Origin of the sequence: Paenibacillus nicotianae, assembly GCF_042681745.1 — a bacterium.
Classification (GTDB): domain Bacteria; phylum Bacillota; class Bacilli; order Paenibacillales; family Paenibacillaceae; genus Saccharibacillus; species Saccharibacillus nicotianae.
Window position 1 is genome coordinate 2333097 of sequence record NZ_JBHUGF010000010.1, and the last position, 16643, is coordinate 2349739.

Annotated in this window: 14 protein-coding genes and 1 pseudogene; 4 read left to right on the forward strand and 11 right to left on the reverse strand. The window is 38.0% G+C overall.

The window, feature by feature from the left end; genetic code table 11:
* Positions 1 to 109: 109 nt before the first annotated feature.
* The 5 genes and pseudogenes from ACFSGI_RS14420 to ACFSGI_RS14440 form a co-directional block, all read right to left on the reverse strand.
* Positions 110 to 1072, reverse strand: a complete 963-nt coding sequence (locus ACFSGI_RS14420) for a DUF1861 family protein (RefSeq protein ID WP_204824793.1) — start codon at positions 1070 to 1072, stop codon at positions 110 to 112.
* 20 nt (positions 1073 to 1092) lie between these two features.
* On the reverse strand, positions 1093 to 1350 hold the full coding sequence (locus ACFSGI_RS14425) for a hypothetical protein (protein WP_379283969.1): 258 nt from the start codon (positions 1348 to 1350) through the stop codon (positions 1093 to 1095).
* A pseudogene (locus ACFSGI_RS14430) lies at positions 1330 to 2172 on the reverse strand (mannose-1-phosphate guanylyltransferase); the annotation flags it as partial. The gene ACFSGI_RS14425 and the pseudogene ACFSGI_RS14430, both read right to left, overlap by 21 nt.
* A complete protein-coding gene (locus tag ACFSGI_RS14435) occupies positions 2165 to 3274 on the reverse strand; it encodes a prenyltransferase/squalene oxidase repeat-containing protein (RefSeq protein WP_204824796.1) in 1110 nt (369 codons plus the stop codon). The gene ACFSGI_RS14435 and the pseudogene ACFSGI_RS14430, both read right to left, overlap by 8 nt.
* Before the next feature lies 1 nt (position 3275).
* Positions 3276 to 4457: a glycosyltransferase family 4 protein gene (locus tag ACFSGI_RS14440; protein ID WP_204824797.1), complete on the reverse strand. Its 1182-nt coding sequence runs from the start codon at positions 4455 to 4457 to the stop codon at positions 3276 to 3278.
* 383 nt (positions 4458 to 4840) lie between these two features.
* On the opposite strand from ACFSGI_RS14440, the gene ACFSGI_RS14445 reads away from it, so the two are divergent.
* Complete coding sequence (locus tag ACFSGI_RS14445; protein WP_204824798.1) at positions 4841 to 5461, forward strand: 50S ribosomal protein L25; 621 nt, start codon at positions 4841 to 4843, stop codon at positions 5459 to 5461.
* Between the two features lie 138 nt (positions 5462 to 5599).
* Here the strand turns inward: ACFSGI_RS14445 and ACFSGI_RS14450 are convergent, their stop codons facing one another.
* The 3 genes from ACFSGI_RS14450 to ACFSGI_RS14460 form a co-directional block, all read right to left on the reverse strand.
* Entirely contained in the window at positions 5600 to 6589 is a 990-nt protein-coding gene (locus tag ACFSGI_RS14450; protein WP_204824799.1) for a D-cysteine desulfhydrase family protein, read from the reverse strand.
* 221 nt (positions 6590 to 6810) lie between these two features.
* Positions 6811 to 7803 carry a Gfo/Idh/MocA family protein gene (locus ACFSGI_RS14455; RefSeq protein WP_204824800.1) on the reverse strand — a complete coding sequence of 331 codons (993 nt, stop codon included), beginning with the start codon at positions 7801 to 7803 and terminating at the stop codon, positions 6811 to 6813.
* A gap of 109 nt (positions 7804 to 7912) precedes the next feature.
* Positions 7913 to 8566, reverse strand: coding sequence for a serine/threonine protein kinase (locus ACFSGI_RS14460; RefSeq protein ID WP_204824801.1), 654 nt, complete (start codon positions 8564 to 8566; stop codon positions 7913 to 7915).
* Between the two features lie 226 nt (positions 8567 to 8792).
* On the opposite strand from ACFSGI_RS14460, the gene ACFSGI_RS14465 reads away from it, so the two are divergent.
* A complete protein-coding gene (locus ACFSGI_RS14465) occupies positions 8793 to 9170 on the forward strand; it encodes a ribosomal protein L7/L12 (protein WP_204824802.1) in 378 nt (125 codons plus the stop codon).
* A 133-nt stretch (positions 9171 to 9303) separates the two neighbouring features.
* On the opposite strand, the gene ACFSGI_RS14470 is transcribed toward ACFSGI_RS14465, so the two are convergent.
* Both ACFSGI_RS14470 and ACFSGI_RS14475 read right to left on the reverse strand, forming a co-directional pair.
* Positions 9304 to 10749: an FAD/NAD(P)-binding protein gene (locus ACFSGI_RS14470; RefSeq protein WP_204824803.1), complete on the reverse strand. Its 1446-nt coding sequence runs from the start codon at positions 10747 to 10749 to the stop codon at positions 9304 to 9306.
* A gap of 433 nt (positions 10750 to 11182) precedes the next feature.
* Positions 11183 to 13021 carry a UbiD family decarboxylase gene (locus ACFSGI_RS14475; protein WP_204824804.1) on the reverse strand — a complete coding sequence of 613 codons (1839 nt, stop codon included), beginning with the start codon at positions 13019 to 13021 and terminating at the stop codon, positions 11183 to 11185.
* Between the two features lie 307 nt (positions 13022 to 13328).
* Between ACFSGI_RS14475 and ACFSGI_RS14480 the strand changes: the two genes are divergently transcribed.
* Entirely contained in the window at positions 13329 to 14405 is a 1077-nt protein-coding gene (locus ACFSGI_RS14480; protein ID WP_204824805.1) for a polysaccharide deacetylase family protein, read from the forward strand.
* Between the two features lie 225 nt (positions 14406 to 14630).
* Positions 14631 to 15719, forward strand: a complete 1089-nt coding sequence (locus ACFSGI_RS14485) for a low temperature requirement protein A (RefSeq protein WP_204824806.1) — start codon at positions 14631 to 14633, stop codon at positions 15717 to 15719.
* 150 nt (positions 15720 to 15869) lie between these two features.
* Here ACFSGI_RS14485 and ACFSGI_RS14490 read toward each other — a convergent pair whose 3' ends face one another.
* Positions 15870 to 16544, reverse strand: coding sequence for a TetR/AcrR family transcriptional regulator (locus tag ACFSGI_RS14490; protein WP_204824807.1), 675 nt, complete (start codon positions 16542 to 16544; stop codon positions 15870 to 15872).
* Positions 16545 to 16643 lie beyond the last annotated feature (99 nt).

Below are 16643 nucleotides of genomic sequence, written 5' to 3' on the forward strand. Positions count from 1 at the left end.
GTTACAGCCAAAAGGCTATCTTTAATCAGATCACTGATTGTAAGATAGCCTTTTGGTTGCACTATTATTTCTATACAATTTCGGTAACATATTATGAATGGATGGGTTACTACGTATTCTTTTCTGCCAGTACAATCTGCTCGTACTCTGTAAATGGATCAGGAATATCCAGACAATACGATTCTACATCGCTAGCACCTACATACAAGATCGCACGATCATTCGCTTCACGAGTCATTCCGCCACTGAAAATAACATCTACCAGATCAGGACGCTTAGCAGGCCCTTCAGGAAAATCACTTCGCACTGCTATAATTTTCATTGCAGATTTCTCACGTGTCCATGGATTCACGACAAAAGACATCGCATGATAATGAAGCATTTTCTGTTCGTCTCGATACGCTATATGCCCCAATACACCCAATAAGCCATTTTTCAATAAATGAATTTCGTTAGCGCCGCCCCATTCATTTTTATCAAATTGATCTTTAAATACAGGAGCACTAATAATATTAGACTCTGATAAATTTTGGAACGATTCAAAAATACCAAATCCAATCAATGCTACCGCCCCTTCTACACCAAAAGGTCTAGAAAAAACAGCTATATTACCATCAGCCATTTCATTGAGACGAAGATCTTTCATACTCCAGGGCCCACTGACTGCATATTCAAAATCACGAATCGTTTTGCCACGATACAATAAAGTACGCCAGCCGATGATTTTGTGATCTGGTTCTTGGTTACGATAAATTTCAACACCACCAAAAATCAATTCATTATCCAGCCTTGTTATAAATGGATCTTGTAGTTGAAACGGAGTGATATCTTCTTTCGGTTCCCAGACCTCTCCATTACGAGTAAAAAAGATCACTTCAGAATCTTCGGAATCTCTTGCTTCAACACGTCCAGCAATATATAATTCGCCTTCATTCCAAAACGGAGCTGTAATATTATACACATCCAGACCATCTACTCCTGCAAAGTGAATCTTAGTTCCTTTCTCCTTAGCAGGTGTATATTCTAGCAGTAGTTCCCGGCACGTTTTGATATCCCATTCTAATTTCATCATGAGGTAAGAGGCAACCTTTCTCAGGTATATTCCTGAAGTCCTTTTTCTTTTAGCATGATTACCATATCTTTGATATCTTGCGCACGATCTTTGGCACAGATCAGTAACGCATCTTCTGTATCCGCAATAATTAAATGGTCAATCCCAATCGTAGTAATCAATCGCTTTTCTCCATAAATAATCGAATTACGCGTATCAATACCTACATAATTAGCTTTGACAATATTGCCTTCTTCATCCGGTGGGAAAATAGCTCCTAATGCGTCCCAGCTTCCGATATCGTTCCAGCCAAAATCACCTTCAAGCACAACCACTTCATCGCAACGTTCCAGAATCCCGTAATCGATTGAAATGTTTTGCAAAAGCGGATAAATCTGATTGATCATTTCTTCTTCTTGATCTGTACCTAGATAAGCGATTAAAGGAACCATCGTTTTGTACAATCTCGGTAGAAAACGCTTGAAATTATCAATAATCGTAGACGTTTTCCAGATAAACATACCACTATTCCATAGATAATGACCAGTTTCCAGATAGGACTTCGCTTTGACAAACGTAGGCTTTTCTACAAATTCAGCTACTTCATATACAGGGCAAGGTACACTCATCATCGGTTCACTTTTACATGAAATATAACCATAGCCTGTTGCTGCAAAAGTAGGCTTAATTCCTATAGTCACAATTTTATCAGTTTCCATAGCAATTTGGCAGGCTTCTTCTAATTTAGCGCGAAATTTTTCTTCTTGAGTAATATGATGATCAGAAGGAAATACAATCATTAATGAATCACCATGATTTTTTTCGATATAGAGAGCCGCTAGCAGAATACTGGCGGCTGTATTTTTGGATACAGGTTCGACGAGAATATTAGAAGCTTGCACACTATTATGCATAATACTTTCTAGCAAAACGGCTTAAGAACGATGAGTTACGATAATGGTATTCTCCATCGGAATCACTCCATCAAAGCGCTGAATCGTATCGTTTAACATAATATCATTACCGCTGATATTTAATAATTGTTTGGGAAGATCTTGACGGGATAGAGGCCAGAATCTTGTACCTCCGCCACCTGCCAGAATCGTTGCAAATCTATTCATTACCCATCACCGCATGAGCCATGCAGTAAGAGACGATATTCTCTGACCCTTGATTGAGATTTAAGCCTACCGCATGAATACCATCATAGCATCCACCGGTTTGACGATCGATCAACGATTCATTGCGTGAATTGCGACCGTGGAACCATTGATAACATAGCAAAGCCTGATCATGATACTTTTGTACGCCAAGCACTTTGTGCGCTTCATAACAAGCCATAAGCATTTCAGAAGCTTCAATCGGTTGCTCGTCATACGGTGCAGCAGGCTTCCCACGCTGTAACCAACCATGACTACCAATCGGCTTGAAATAACCTTCATCTGTAAATGTTAAGTCTGCTAGAAAATCTAAGCTTTCTCGCGCTGTCTGCTGAAAAGCGGCTGTATTAGAAACTTGCGAAGCTTTGAATAAAGCCCACGGTAACATAGCATTACCATAAGTCACTTTATCTTCAAACCAATGCCAATCTGCACTGGCATGCCCTTGATATAGATTATGCAGACGAATACCCATATTCTGAATCAATGCTTCAATTCGTGCACGTGGCAAGAAAGAAGCGCCTGATCTTTCCCCTGTAGCAAATGGGAATGTATAGGTTAGTGCATCCGGTGTTTCTAACATCGTCGTCAGACCAATTAATGCATAACCGATCGCTCTTGGCGCGCGGATATTTTCCAAAAAGGGAAGCGCACGATTAATCATAAATTTACACGTATTCTGCAAATTATCTGGAATCGAAGGTTCAGCAATTGTTACACCCAGTGCCCATAGGCATCTGCCCTGACAATCTTCTGAACCTGTTTTTTCTATAAATGTACGATTATAATCCATAAAGTTACGGAAACTACCATTTTCATTTTGAGCATGATAGATAAACGCAAGATACGTATGAACAAGATCCAGAGACGCTTGATCTTGTTTTGTTTTGTATAGTAATACCGCTGCTATTAATGCTCTTGCATTATCATCAGAAGTATATCCTTTTGAACGGTCAGGAATACCAAATTTGGTATGTTGAAAAATACCTGTATCATCGGTTAAGCGTCGTAAATAGTGTGCTGATAGAGTAGATGTTGGCGTTGAATCGATGATATTTTCCATTTTAAACTGCACTCCCTTTTAATCCGTAACTGCTTGACATGACTTCACGAAATAACTGAGCATAAGACTTCGCTACTTCGCTCCACATCATTGTTTTTCCTAAAGCCATCGTTTTTTCTTCCATTTCTGCTTTAAGTGCTGGATGATCTAATATATTCAAAATATGCGTTTCCAAAGAAGCCGAGTCGTTAAATTCTGCTAGCAATCCTCTTCCGTCTGCTAACATTTCTATTGCATAACGGTAAGGAGTCGAAATAATAACTCTTCCATACCCTATGCCATAAGCTAACGTGCCACTAACTGCTTGATCTTTGCCTAAATAAGGAGTCAAATATACATCAGACAATACTAGCGACTGAACCACTTCTTCTTGTGTTAACAGTCGATCGACGAACGCAACATTATTTTCAAGTCCAAGTTCAGATACCAGATCAGTTAGCTTCTGACGATATACTTCACCTACTTGTTGCTTAACCACAGGATGCGTTTTGCCCCAGATAATATAAAGTGCTTCTGGATGGGTTTTGACTACACCGCTCATCGCTTGAATAGCATATTCGATCCCTTTACCTGGACTCAAAAATCCAAATGTAGATAAAACTTGGCGATCGCTATATCCATAACGCTCTTTCAATTCTGTACGACTACCTGTGTCAACAAAAGGAACACCATGATGATACATTTTTATTTTTTCAGCAGGAATATTATACACTTCGATTAAGTCCTGTACTTTATTCTCCACCATTGTTACTACTTTATAACTAAGATCAGCAAGTTGTTTCATAATTTGACGCTGTTTATCACTAGGTTCAGATAGAACCGTATGGAAAATAACTATAAAAGGTATCGTTAACTGTGCTGCAAGCTCGACAACATATTCTCCACTTTCGCCGCCGTAAATACCGAACTCGTGTTGAATAACCAGTACATCTGTATTGGATTGATTCAAATCATTAGCTGCTCGCAAGTAATCTGCCCGTTCAAATTGATTAATTTCACCCATTACTTGACTGCCGTATTCATAAGATTTATCGTTATTAACCGCCATAATATGCGGTGGATTAAAGTCATTTATTTTTTTAATTTCATCAAGCATATCTTGCGAGAACGTAGCCAACCCGCATTCTCTTGGCAGACTTGTTCCCAAAAATACAATATTGCGTTTTGTTGTCTCTTCATTCATAGTTATTATCTCCCTTTTATTATATTTTTTTCCAAAATCAAATAACAAAAAAGAAATAAAGATATCTTTATTTCTTAAGATCGAGTTGATTTTATATTGGAGTGTGTATTTGTAGTGTGCGTTATTAAATGTAGTCATGATGTATGTTCTTAGCTGATATGTGTATCTTTCCGTTCCTATCTGCTTCCCTAACTTTACCATTGCATAGATAAGTTGTCAAATAATTGACTTTCTAAGGTAACATATTTGACAAGCACTAAACTTGTAGTAACATATTAGATAACAACAAGAAAATGTGTTCGCATAGCGAGCTGATTAGACATTCATTGCTAATCGGCTTTTTTTGCGTAAAATTTTCTTGAATGTCCAAGGAGGCAATACAAATGAGTAATGCTATCGTATTAAATGAACGTAGTAGCCAACAAACAGGTTCGCAAATTCGCGGTCTAAGAAACAGTGGTCATATTCCTGCTACTGTGTACGGCAAAGACATTGGTAGTGTTTCTGTGATGGTGGAAGAGAAATTGTTTTTAGCTACTATTAAAGAAAATCCTCGTGCTATTCTTATGGCTGATATCCCGCAAAAAGGTAAAAAGCCGGTTACGATTCAACATATTCAAAAAGATCCGCTTAGTCGCAAAATCTTGCATATCGATTTTCACCAATTGAATATGAATGTAGCGATGGACACTAAGGTAACGATTCATTTCTCTGGCGAACCTATTGGTGTATACGAAGGTGGCGTTATGCAAGTTGAATTGTATGAAGTTGAAGTTCGCTGTATGCCTGATGACTTGTTAAGTGCATTTGAAGTCGATATTACCAAAGTCGGTATCGGTGATCATTTATTAGTATCTGATCTTGAATTCCACAAAGGAATTGAAGTATTAACAGATCCTACAGCCGTTGTAATCAAAGTATCTGCTGCGATTGAAGCTGAACTAGAAGATGAATCAGCTGAAGCTACTCCAGTCGTTCCAGAAGTAGACAAACCATCAGCATAATCACCTTTTGTAGATTTTATACGATATAAACTTATATTAAAATAAATTACTATCGTATAATGTACTTATTTATTTGTAACTCATAAGTCTGCTAACACTTTATTATTGTGTGTTTAGTGGACTTTTTTGTGTTCACTTTCAAAATCGAAACGATGAAGCATGTGGAAATAATCCATACAGACCACCCGTATGAATAAATAAAATGTTTTGCATATCCTCGAATGTGCCTTTGCGAATTTCTTCTAATAGCCCGTAAAAAGCTTTGCCCGTATATACAGGATCAAGAATCACACCCTCTAATGAAGCTAAGTCTTGGATACATTTTAATTCTTGCGGTTGACTCTGAGCATAGCCTTTCCCTACATAACCGTCTATGATTTCTATCGCTTTTAACGGTATGTGTACAGGTTGATCGATATAGTGCGAACTTTCTTGGATAACTGTGGAGATCGCTTTTTGAAAATATTGTTCATCATCACATACATTGATTCCTATGATCCGGTGCGAAGTTTCAAGTAGTTGTTGAGCTAGCAGTAATCCAGCATGTGTACCACCCGATCCTAATGCTACAACAATCGCATCAAATGAAATTCCTAATTCTTGTTCTTGCTGTACGATTTCTTGTAGCGCTGTATAATATCCAAATGCACCGATACCACTGGAAGCTCCTTCTGGAATAACATAAGCTTGTTGTCCATGTGCAGAGACTTCACTAGCAATATCATTCATAATATTCATCCGATGATCACGATAATCTTCACTACTAATCCAACGTACTTCTGCACCTAACAAATGATCCAATAGAACGTTTCCTTCATACGTATCAGGTTGCTCACCACGTAATACAACGATAGCTTTTAAGCCTAACTTTGCTGCTACCGCGGCGGTAGCCCGACAATGATTAGATTGAATCCCTCCGCAAGTAATCAATGTATCGCACCCTTGATCCAGTGCTTCACGAATACAATATTCCAGCTTACGAATTTTGTTACCTGCAAATTCAGTTCCTGTCTGATCATCTCGTTTGATATACAAAGAAGGCCCTTGCAACTGTGCAGATAAACGATCTAATTTTTCTATCTTGGTCGGTAGATTAGCCAGTGAGATTCGTTCCGGAATAGTAATCATAGGGTAATGCCTCCTTAGTGTAATGGTTAAGTATTATCGTCAATGATTTTCCAGTTAGTTGCATAATGTTAAATGCATACTCTTTACTACATGTATTATGTTCTTTTTGATACAAAAAAACCAGATAGCCATATTGAATCGCTGTCTGGTTTTTATTTATTTCATTTTGTGTGCGTACTGCTTATCTTTTGTTTTATCTGTCTTTTATAGTTTTTTCTATTTTATAATAATGAAGCCAAAATGCGATCACATAATTCCATGGTTTTGACGTTATCTGTTGCGCTAGAATCTGGAAGCTGGTTCGTCTGACAACATTGTATAAAATGTACCATTTCTCCTACAAATCCACGTAAATACAAATCTCGATAACCACCTGACATTGCTGAAGCCGATGGTGTATATACTTGATCATACTCTGCTAGTGACTGCCATGGTAATCCTTCTTGTTTTATCGCTTGATGAATCTGTAAAGTCGTCACTTCATCTGCACAAGCAAATCCATGTTCAAAAGTAACAGCGATCTTTTCACTTTCTCTCGACCATGCCGTCATTCCTGAAAATGAAACATTACCTACAACACCATTCGCTAGTTGTAGCGAAATGCTTTGTGAAATATGTTCATGATGATTATTGCGGAATCCACTAAGCTGGTGCACTTCGCCAAATAAAAAACGAATTAAATCAATCATATGAATAGCTGCTAATTTGATATATTGCTCTTCATTTTGACAAAAAGGAGTACTATCTACAGCAAAACTCAACTGAAACGAACGTACTTTACCAAGCGTATGTGCTGTAATTAATTCTTTTAATTGAGTATAAATAGGTGCATAACGTTTCATAAACCCGACCATCACTTGAACTCCTGCTTGGTCTGCAGCATTCGCTATTTGCAAAGCTTCTATAGCAGTCCAGCCTAATGGCTTATCTACATACACATGCTTGCCAGCAGCTATACATTGTTGTACAAGGTCTGTCTGATCGGTAGGTTGAGCCACAATAACTACACCATCACACTTTTCTTGTTCTAACATCAATTCCACATTGTCATAGGCATTGCCTGTACTTCCAAAACGTCGCAGTGCATCTTGCGAACGTTCGATATGACGGGTAGCAATCGCTTGAATATGTGCTCCTGCTTCGATAACAGAAGGGAAAATATTAGTAGATGCGTGAAACCCTGCACCGATAAAACAAAGTCTAGCTTTGGTCACAATCATCTCTCCTGTTACAACATAATATGATCTGTGAACACATCATAACGATTTAAAAAGTGTTAAAAAAGGACATTTGTCCTTTCCTAAAAAAAGACACGACATAACGTCAGTGTCTGGTAAGTTGAGCTTTTTTACGCTTGCGGTATACCTGATATCCTTTGCGTACCCCTTCAAGCATAACACCGGGCATAGGAAATAATATACGGGAAGCGACAGGTAAATATAGACGGTAATATGCTTTTTTAAAGTCGCCCCACATTTTACATTCTTCTTGTTTGTAAAAGTCAGAGATATCTACGATCAATCCTCGTCCATTTTCAACCATAACATTTTTGCCATGAATATCATGAGGACGTAATCCTTTGGAACGAGCATAATCTAGTGCCGCATCAATATCTTTGATCGCTTGCTCGGATACGAGAATCCCTCGTTTCATACATTCATAGACGGTCACACCACGTAGACGCTTCAATATCAAAAAGTTGGCACCTACATAATAACAAGCAGAATAAGCAGGATGTACACCTAACTTTTCATATACTTCGGCTTCTTCTTGTAAACCGGGCTTACCGACTGCATACACTTTGACTGCATAATCTTCATAATCAGGATGATAAAATACAGCCGCATAATTTCCTGCACCCAGTAAAATCCATGGCTGAGGTGCATTTTTTACTCTTACAGGTTCCATAAAATGAAAACTTTCTACCGTCACATTAGCGATTAATTCATCGGTTACCTGCTGTAATAACTTCTCCATCTAATACGCTCCCTATAGCTTCATTCGTAAACTTATCTTTCTTTTGCTAGTTATGTAAATACTGTAGATAATCTACTACATTATTTTACGTTATAACAGGGCAAAACGCATCATGATTTCATCTATTTACAGTATAAATTATATTCAATATGTTGGTCATATGACCCTACTATCTATCTATGCTATACTCTTGTAGATGAGTGGATATAGAAAGGAGTTAGATCAAATGAATACATACGAAATTGTAGCGATGATTGCCCTTATTTTATCAGTATTATTGTTATTACGCGTTATCAGCTTGCAAAGTCAATTGAACGAAGTAAAATCAGATCTCGAATGGCTCAAAAATCGACCGGGTAATGGCGGACTTGCTTCAACACATCGTCCCAAATCTTTCTCGCCATCTACAGGTGCTCAAGATCATCCAAGCGTACCATCAACGATTGATCAAGCTACATTTGAAGAGCGAATATTATTTTTGACTCATGAAAACAAAAAGATTCAAGCGATTAAAGAAGTACGTGAAGCTCGTGGTTGGGGACTGAAAGAAGCGAAAGATTACGTAGATCAATTAGAAAATGAATACAAACAAAAAAACCTGTAAACATGATGAATATGTTTACAGGTTTTTGTTGTAATATGCTTTTGCACACATAATTGTACTTGGATTCAATGGACTTTCACTTCTATATAGACGTTTATCGACACACAAGACTAGCGATCACTGCACAAATTATTTATACATCTACAGTGTTGGCTACTTTAGGCCATTGTCCGATAAATTCATCTTCTGCATAAGCAAAGAAATGATGCAAAATATCTGCTCGATCATCTAAAAATAATTCATCAGCTATTGCCCCGACTAACTTCGGTATCGCAAATCGCATCCCTGAAATTGCAGAAGCTGACAATCCACAACTCACCAATGCAGAATAGTTAAACACATACAATCCATGCAATTTGTCTTTGCCTGCTTCATCCCGGCTCTGTAGTGCAAATCCCGGACTAAGATAAGGATGAGCATCCAGTAACGGATTAGCAACGTCTGCCGGTGCGGTATATTTATCACTCCAGCGCGCTATATAAGGTTCTACATCTTTCAGTTCTGGACGTAACGCCGGATCACTTATTAACCCTGTACTGATAATCAAAAAGTCAAACGAAAACGTCCCTTGAGGTGTAGTGACGACAGCTTGCTCACCGACTTGCTCGACTTTTAACCAGGGCGCTCCTAAATGAAGTTGAAATCCATCCCATGCAGATGCACGTTCAAAAGTATCATTAGTTGGCGGTTGATTATATTTAAAAAAGTGTCCGATGGTTGCGTATTTATCTTCATCTTGCAAAGCAGCAAACCGTTCGATCATGCCCGATACTTCCATTTGGCGAATAGGATTAATACGTGGTAAATGTTCGCGTCGTACAAATACATGAGCTTCGCCTACCCCTTGAGAAAGTGCAAAATTAGTATTATCAAAAGCTGAAGCCCCTCCGCCTAATACAGCGACTTTTTTACCTTGTAATGGTTTGAAATCGATATCTGCCGAAGTATGAGCATACAAATGTGAAGGTAAATGATCACGAATCATCGGCGGAACATGCCATTCTCCACCGCCTTGTATCCCTGTTGCCAGTACTACTTTGCGTGCTAGCAGTATTTCTGTAGATTGTACAGTCGGTGATTGTGTACTTTCGATATGCAGACGATGAATGCCCTCTTCAGTCGGTTCAATCCATTTCAGACGAATATGATTACGTACAGGAAGATTGAGAATATGGCGATACCAGCGCAGATAATTCATCCAATCTCCGCGTGGAATTTTATCTACTGCTTCCCATCCTTCTGCACCGGTCTGTGCTTCCCACCACGAGCGGAACGTTAATGAAGGAATACCTAGATCAATCGATGTTAGATGCTTGGGTGTACGCAACGTAACCATACGCGCATACGTTTCCCACGGGCCTTCAACACCTTCTTTATTTTCATCAATAATCAAAATATTGGATATCCGCTCACGTAACAATCCAAAACCTGCACCTAATCCACTTTGACCGCCACCTACAATTACGACATCGTAGACATGTCCTTCAGGATGTTGCAATGGACGTACCCAATCGGCTCCTCCATATGCTAGATAAGAAAGGTCTGTTTTTACCCGTTGATTCAGTTCTGCCAAACTCATACTCTCTCATCCTTCCTGTACTCTGGATCTATTTGAAGATACAACAAATCTATATACTTTCGATTTGTTCTCTATCAACTTTATTTTTATGACAAATCAGCTTTATATATTTAGTATTTCATATTTTGATGTAAGCAATGATAAAGATTAGACTTATTATATATGTATTATTCTCATTTTTAAAAGTTAATGATAGATTTATTGTCATTATTTCTAAATTATAAGATGCAGTTTGTTTGAAATAACGAATAAAACGATAAAATTCACATATTTAATGTTATATTATATAACATATTTATTTTTAGAAAATATGTTATACTGTATCGATTATTTATAGATGTACTAGCTTGTCATATTTTTCACAGCAAAAAGAACCTTTCTCTAGTGATAAGAGTAAAGGTTCTTTTTAACATTATCTCTATGCTTGTATTGATTACGATTTGGACAAAGAACTCAAACTAGCTCCCTGTACAAATAATCGTTCAATATGTTGCGTTACATCAGGATCAGGAATTAATGGTGGTGCTTGATGAGGCTTAGTACGTGCATCGATAATCACATTATCGCAACCCCAATGCTTATGCTTGGTAAAGCTATTTACTCCATATATATCATGAGAAGGATTGCTACGGGTAAATGTAACCCATAAGAAATTATCAATCGTCGCGCTTAAAAATGGACTGTCATCACACAAAATAATCAGTGGACAATCAGGTAGTTCCCCACGCTCTGCAATAGCCTGACACAGATCATGTAATTGCTGTTCGTTATGCTCATAATCTACAAAGCTAGCTCCTTGCAAAGCAACGACACCCGGCATGACCAGATGAGCTACTCCACATTGCGGTAGATCATGTAAGATCGCCGGAACTTCTGTGCACAATTCACGCTTCGGCTCTCCTACCGCAGCGAAAATAACTTTACTGCCAGTATTCAATCCTGTTCCTGAATAATCAAGTGTATCAATCGTTGTATTTGTATAGAAATGAATATCACGATGCAAATTGATTCGCTTCAATATATAAGTAAGAAAATGTTCCACATCGTGAGAATCCAGTATCTCTTCTTCTTCAGCAGTCATAAATAAATATTTGGCAAGACTTAACTGCCCTGTACCCAGAATCCGATTCGCTATCGTTAAAATCTCAGCCGGCTGCTTTACTTTCTGATACGGTGTATAGCGTTCACTACCGATCGCAAATAACAATGGATGCACACCTGCCGCATCGACAGCATGTACTTCTTTGACCCCTGGAATCTCTTGCTTGATCGCTCCACCTGTTAACTCATGAATCAAAGCACCAAAAGCTGTATCTTCTTGTGGTGGTCGACCTACCACTGTAAATGGGAAAATAGCATTTTTGCGTGCATATACTTTGTGTACTCGTAACATCGGGAATTCATGAGTTAGACTATAATACCCAAGATGATCACCAAAAGGCCCTTCAGGCTTTGTTTCATCAGGATAAATCTCACCTGTAATTACAAAATCCGCATCATTACTTATACAAAATTCATCCACATAACTGTAGCTAAAGTGGCGTCCTGCTAACAATCCTGCAAACGTTAATTCACTCATTCCTTCAGGCAAAGGCATAACCGCAGATAAAGTATGTGCTGGAGGCCCACCGATAAAACAACTTACTTTGAGTGGCTTGCCTTGACGATTCGCTTTCTCCTGATGAATACCAATCCCCCGATGAATCTGATAATGGATACCAATCTCTCGGTTTAATTCATACTCATTACCATTCAACTGCACACGATACATACCTAAATTCGAGTTCATAATACCAGGCTTTTCAGGATCTTCACTATAGACCTGTGGCAAAGTTACAAAAGCTCCGCCATCATCTTGCCAGTTCTGGATCAACGGTAGATCCGCAATCTGAATTTCTTCAAATTCTGCTGGTAATCCACTCGATTTTTTCAAAGGTAATGCTTTACGAGCAGACAAGCCTGTACCTACATATTGAAAAGGATGCTTAAGTGCTTGCATTGGATTGTTGCGTAAACCAATTACATTTTTTGTCGATTCCCATGTATCTCTAAAAATAAATTTGCTTCGTTCTACAGTTCCAAACAAATTCGATACAGCGCGGAATTTGGAACCTTTTACATTTTCAAAAAGCAGTGCAGGGCCGCCTGCTTCAAATACACGCATATGAATCGCAGCCATCTCTAGATAAGGATCAACTTCTTCACGAATCCGAATCAGATGCCCGTTTTTTTCCAGATCATTCACACATTCTTCCATATTACGGTAGTTCATATTCCAGCTCCATTCTACGTTCATTACTTGATCTATAGTATAGGTTTACATTGATTACAATTTGATTTAAAAATAAGTATATATGTTATATCCCCATTATGGCATGTTGTAACGATATAGAGATGGTACTATTATGTGAACATCAGATCACTTCTTTTAGTGTACGATATAATGCTACAAAACGCATCTTATACACTAAATATGAGTTAAATGATTTTTTTCCAATATATATGTTATATCCCACTCTTTATTTTCCGATATTATGTCTATTGATGCCTCTCACTTTCTAATAAAGGATGATCTATGTATGAAAGTATTCAAAACGTCGGTTTATGTTATTGCTGGTCTGGTGACAACTCTAGCGATTGCGCTTATTGTGATGGCAGTGTATTCTGATCGACATTTATTCTCATCATTCACCACTGCACAAGCAGATCGCTTAGGAGATTCTATTCAGGGAACTTCTACAGCAACAGTGAATCCACCGTTATCCTCAGACCAACTTCCACCTGTAGAACAATTTGCTTCGATTGTTAGAAAAGATTATTATCAAAATAAAGTCGCTGTACTGATGTACCATGATATCGATCCTATTAAGCAAGGGGGCGATATTATTACGCCTGCTCTTTTTGCTGCTCAATTGGATTATTTGCGTTCTAAAGACATGAATTTTATTTCTCTTGAACAATTCCGTCTGTTTATGGAAGGTGGCAAAGTACCGGATAATGCAGTACTGGTTACTTTTGACGATGGATATGAGAACTTTTATACAACGGCTTATCCGATTATGAAAGAACGTCATATTCCCGGGGTAAGCTTTGTCATCACAGGAGATTTCAGTAAAGGCGCTCTTGTAGCCACTCCTCATATGACCAAAGCCGAAATCCAAAATATGACCAGCTCTGATCCAAATATGGAAGTGCAAGCACACACCGATAAATTGCATTACAAAACAAGCGATACTACCGATGCCCTTACAGCCCCGCTGGTGAAAGATGGAGTAACCGAGACTCATGAACATTATCTTGCACGTATCGAAAATGATCTTAGACGTTGTGTAGAAGCACTTCGTCCGCTTACGCCTCATGTGATCAATACATTTGCATATCCTTACGGGTTGCATACACCAGAAGTAGAGAAAGTAGCTCAAAATGTAGGTATCCGTTATGCTTTTACCACTGAATTGGGATTGGTTACTCGTGATACTGATCTTATGACGATTCCACGTATTAATGGAGGTTCGCCACTGATCGATCCAGAGCGCCTATACAATTCTATTATGTGGGAAAACAAACTGCCTGGTCGTAATCTATTTATTCCTGATTCTATCCAGCATAGTGGTCGCGAAGCAGGAGAATCGGAAAAGTCGAACACTTCTAAATAAGAATACGATCTGCACACAAATATCATCTTCTACCTGTTATGATGAAATTAAATAAGTTCGTGTACACAGTCCGCTATCGCTTATTCCAGATAGCGGACTTTTAGTTTGTGCTTTTAAAGATAGACGTTATTGCATTACTTTGAAATTAAAATAATAAGCTGACACTTTTCTTCCAATTCTATACAATAGATATGGAAATAAGATTGATCACCAAGGGGGCACTATATGTCAGAAAAAAAAGTGACCTGGCTAGAGTTATTTTATGATCTGCTATTCGTAGCCGCTGTTTCCAAAGCGACCCATGTATTACTTCATGTAGAACATGGTGGCATTTCACTCGAACAGCTAGGCAAGTTTATACTTATTTTTATTCCGATCTGGTGGGCATGGGTTGGACAAAGTGTATATAATAATCGCTTTGGCAAAGACAATACCAAAGATCGAATATTTATGATTGTGCAGTTATTTTTTGTACTGATTATGACAGCCAGTCTCAATATCGATTTTGATTCAAATTACATACCTTTTCTGGTGGGCTATATCGGGCTTAGAGCATTGATGGTTATTCAGTATATGATCACTGCCGCTCAAGAAAAGCATCACCGCCAAGAAACAGCTCGTTTTTTTGGAACCTATTTTTGGCTAGGGCTTATTATTTCATGCTGTTCTTTGTTTTTCGATACATGGATTCGTTACCTTATTCTCTATGCAGGAATAGCTGTCGATATTCTCGTGCCTTTGATCGGTCGCCGAAATCTAGTTAAAACACCGATTCATACTGCTCATTTGTTAGAACGATTTGCTTTATTTACATTGATTTTGCTAGGTGAATCAGTGATTAGTATGTTGTCTGTATTGCAATCGGATCAATTTACACCTTCATCTATCCTGTTTGCAGCGATGGCTTTTGTATTGATTATTGCAATCTGGTGGCAGTATTTTGAAAATGTCGAAAAGCATGTAGATAAAGAAAAACAAACAGCCGGGCAAACAATTATGTATGGACATCTATTTATTTACTTTTCACTCAGTATGATTGCGGCTTCGATTCAATTACTATTTTTGGAGCAATTGTCTTATCTATTTATTCTTATCTTTACGTTTGCCTCTGTATTGATTTACTTTTTGGCAGTGATGATTGTATTCCACCGCTATCGCTACCACAATTTCAAACCACGATTTAAAGTGATCATCGGGCTTGTACTTACACTGGGGATATTATTCGCTTTTGATTGGTTGGTAATGGTATCACCGCATGTGGTGTTAGCTGAATTGATGGTCTTTTTTATCGTATTTGCCAAAGTAACGACGTAACGGTGATTGTTTGTGTATTTCTATATCTTTTCGTTTACGATAAGAACATCAATAATCCCTGTATACTATTGCCTGCTGAGGTTGTGGATACAGGGATTATTATGTTATTTGGCTTAAAGAATATACGTCTATGTTGATCTAATCGATAGCTTATAAATTAGCAATCACCTTTTGCTCAATACCACGTAACAAAATATCTAACCCGGATTCAAACATCTCATCGGTGCCTACTTCTCCAAATAAACCATTGATATACATCCGGCGAATAATACTGACCTTTTCTTGCGGAATCTGGTCAAATGCTTGGATTGCCCAATCTTCTAATAACTGTTCATCTTCAACACCAATACCTACCGCCACTTGCTGACGTTCATATTCATCCAATTCATGACATAGTACATAGTTAATAATACATAAAACATAATTTAACTTTTCTTTATCTGTAAGTGGAAGGGATTCGATCGGTTGTAAAAATTGATCAAGTAACTGCAAATAATCGCTTTCTAAAGGTAACGTTCTCATCAGTAATTGAGCAGAGCATGGATAGATTCGTAACTGTTCTCGCATCGTTCCTGCATAATGATGCAATTGTTCTTTCCACTCCCCATGCGGATGAATCGTAAGCATAATTTCTTTTGCGACCTGATTCGCCATCGCTTGAAACAATAATTGTTTACTTTTAAAATACCAGTAAATCGAAGGCGCTTGAATCCCGATCAGATCAGCCAATTTACGCATACTGAACTTTTCCAATCCATCTTGAGATAATAATTCCCACGATGCTTCTAATACTCTAGCTTCACTTACTGCTATTTTTTTAGTCATTACATCCCTCTTATCTAACACTTTAAAATTTTTGTTCACTTGTTATTTTTCTTATTTTGTTTATGATATCACCTAACGGTGTTAGATTCAACTTGTAGG

Coding starts and splice junctions, on each gene's coding strand:
- ACFSGI_RS14420 (WP_204824793.1), bottom strand. CDS start 1,072: ATGATGAAATTAGAATGGGATATCAAAACGTGCCGGGAACTACTGCTA.
- ACFSGI_RS14435 (WP_204824796.1), bottom strand. CDS start 3,274: ATGGAAAATATCATCGATTCAACGCCAACATCTACTCTATCAGCACAC.
- ACFSGI_RS14440 (WP_204824797.1), bottom strand. CDS start 4,457: ATGAATGAAGAGACAACAAAACGCAATATTGTATTTTTGGGAACAAGT.
- ACFSGI_RS14445 (WP_204824798.1), top strand. CDS start 4,841: ATGAGTAATGCTATCGTATTAAATGAACGTAGTAGCCAACAAACAGGT.
- ACFSGI_RS14450 (WP_204824799.1), bottom strand. CDS start 6,589: ATGATTACTATTCCGGAACGAATCTCACTGGCTAATCTACCGACCAAG.
- ACFSGI_RS14460 (WP_204824801.1), bottom strand. CDS start 8,566: ATGGAGAAGTTATTACAGCAGGTAACCGATGAATTAATCGCTAATGTG.
- ACFSGI_RS14465 (WP_204824802.1), top strand. CDS start 8,793: ATGAATACATACGAAATTGTAGCGATGATTGCCCTTATTTTATCAGTA.
- ACFSGI_RS14470 (WP_204824803.1), bottom strand. CDS start 10,749: ATGAGTTTGGCAGAACTGAATCAACGGGTAAAAACAGACCTTTCTTAT.
- ACFSGI_RS14475 (WP_204824804.1), bottom strand. CDS start 13,021: ATGAACTACCGTAATATGGAAGAATGTGTGAATGATCTGGAAAAAAAC.
- ACFSGI_RS14480 (WP_204824805.1), top strand. CDS start 13,329: ATGAAAGTATTCAAAACGTCGGTTTATGTTATTGCTGGTCTGGTGACA.
- ACFSGI_RS14485 (WP_204824806.1), top strand. CDS start 14,631: ATGTCAGAAAAAAAAGTGACCTGGCTAGAGTTATTTTATGATCTGCTA.
- ACFSGI_RS14490 (WP_204824807.1), bottom strand. CDS start 16,544: ATGACTAAAAAAATAGCAGTAAGTGAAGCTAGAGTATTAGAAGCATCG.